The organism is Cytophagia bacterium CHB2 (assembly GCA_030263535.1).
GTDB lineage: Bacteria > Zhuqueibacterota > Zhuqueibacteria > Zhuqueibacterales > Zhuqueibacteraceae > Coneutiohabitans.
The window spans coordinates 1-2,143 of sequence record SZPB01000619.1 but is presented as its reverse complement, the minus strand read 5'-3'; the positions used below and the strand labels follow the sequence as shown (position 1 = coordinate 2,143).

The 2,143-nt window shown below is 52.2% G+C and carries 2 protein-coding genes; both read right to left on the bottom strand.

All coding sequences use genetic code 11. The features are described from left to right. Positions 1 to 920 (bottom strand): hypothetical protein (locus FBQ85_29540; protein MDL1879274.1); only part of this gene is annotated, 920 nt, incomplete at its 3' end. Positions 921 to 1,426: 506 nt separating this feature from the next. Beyond that, the coding region (locus FBQ85_29535) for a DUF58 domain-containing protein (protein ID MDL1879273.1) at positions 1,427 to 2,143 on the bottom strand (717 nt) is incomplete at its 5' end.

Genomic DNA, 2,143 nt, shown 5'->3' with positions numbered 1-2,143 from the left:
ATCACGACGTTTTCAGCTTTCATCATGCGCTCGACAAGGCGATCATACGCAGCTTGTTGCTTTTCACGCATATAATCCTGCATCACTTGATTTCTGACCTCCTCAAATGGCCGCGGCGTCTGCTGCCCGGCGGAATCCCCGGGCGTGTAACGCGCGAGATTGGCGCGATAATACAAATCCAGATCGCTTTCCTGAACATCCACTTTCTGCGCGACTTCCTCTTGCAATAGTTTTTGCACGAGAATGTTTTTCTTGGCTTGAAAAGCGGCGTCGATCACTTCTTGATCGCGTTCCAGGCCTTTGCGCTTGGCAGTGTCGTACAGCAGCTCGGTGGCGACATATTGCCGCAAGAACTCGAGTTTGTCGCCGCGGTTTTTGATTTGCGCCAGCATGAAAGGCGGCAGGCTCTTCATTTCGAATTCCAGATCGCCGGAGGTGATTTCACGGTCGCCGATTTTCGCGATAACCTGGCCGGGACGTTTCTTCGTCACCTGCGCGGTGTCGAGAAAGGTGCTTTGCTCCAGCGCGTGCTGCGCGTCAGCCGAACGTTGCAGCCGCTCGAGGCATTCCACGACGCGGCGTTCGGAATCATCCACCAGGCCGCTACGCGGATAAAGCTCTTTCACGCGCAGATAATACGCCAGCGCCGCCTCATAATCGCGCAAACGATCGAAATAGATGTTGGCAATCGTGAAGCTGATGTTGGCCTGCTCTTCTTCATCGAGCGGATAGTTCTGCAAATATTGTTGATACTCCACGACGGCTTGCTTGTAAAGCTCGCGGTTGTACAGAATGTTGGCAAAATCGCGCGCTTTCTCCGCCGGGAGATTCGGTTTTGGCTTTTGCTCGCAACCGGCTGCCAGCAATGCCAGCAAGACAACTGCAAGCGGGCGTTGACTCCAGGTTAAAAGATTTTTCATGACTGCCGATCTTTCAGAGAGTTGACACGGGATCGAATTACATTTTAAAACCAATATTGAGTACTTAGGATTGCCATTTAAATAACTTACTCATTTTCTTTAAACCGCTAATCAACGCGAATGGTCGCTAATGCTTCTTACTGATGTTCGGTATTTACCTTGACAAGAATAGCCTTGATTTTACTGGCTAAGATGTGTCAAGTCAATTCGCGATTGTCAGTAATTCGCGATGATTCGCGTCTATTCGCGGTTGGAGATTGGGAAAGTTATTTAATCGTCGATCCTTCGTAGTCCTGCCCCTCGTGGGGCACTGCAGGAAGATTGAGATTATTCGCGTTGGCATCGGCCCGCAAGGGCCCGGGACTACGTACGAAATGTTAAGTGAACGATATTGACTTTGAAACAGTTTCAAGCACGGGACAATAAGGGATCAACACCGGCCGCGTTTTCTTTTCAATGAACGCCCCAAAAGATCGCAGACGTCTCGGCTTTGCTCAACATCGTTCTCACCGAAAACGCTTGGCCCGCATCTTGAAAAACCGCACCAGCGGCTCGATGTAGGGCTGATTCGTGCGAATTTCCACGGGATCCACATTAGTGGCGCGCAACGCTTTCTCCCGCAACAAGCCGCGCCGGGCCGCTTCTTTCGCAAACGCCTGGCGATTGGCGGCATTCGAGGTGTCAAGCAAATGAATCTCGCCGGTTTCAGCATCTTCCAGCTCGACGAAGCCGACATTCGGAATATCCATCTCGCGCGGGTCGGTGACCGGAATCGCGACGAGATCGTGGCGCTTGCTCGCCACCCGCAGCGCCTTTTCATAACCTTCCGAAAGAAAATCTGAAACCAGAAACACCACCGCTTTGCGCCGGATCACGCGATTGAGGTATTCCAGCGCCGCCGCAATGTTGGTGCCCGTGCCTTCCGGTTTATGATAAAGTATCTCACGCAGCACGCGCAACACGTGACTGCGGCCCTTTTTCGGCGGCACAAATTTCTCGATGCGATCGGTAAAAATGATCAAGCCGACTTTGTCGTTGTTCTTGATTGCGGAGAATGCCAGCAACGCGCAGATCTCCGCGGCAATGTCGCCCTTCATCTGTTCATGCGTGCCGAAATTTCCGGAGGAACTAACATCGACGAGCAGCATCACCGTAAGCTCGCGCTCTTCGTCAAAGACTTTGACATACGGATGTCCGGCGCGCGCCGTCACGTTCCAATCAAT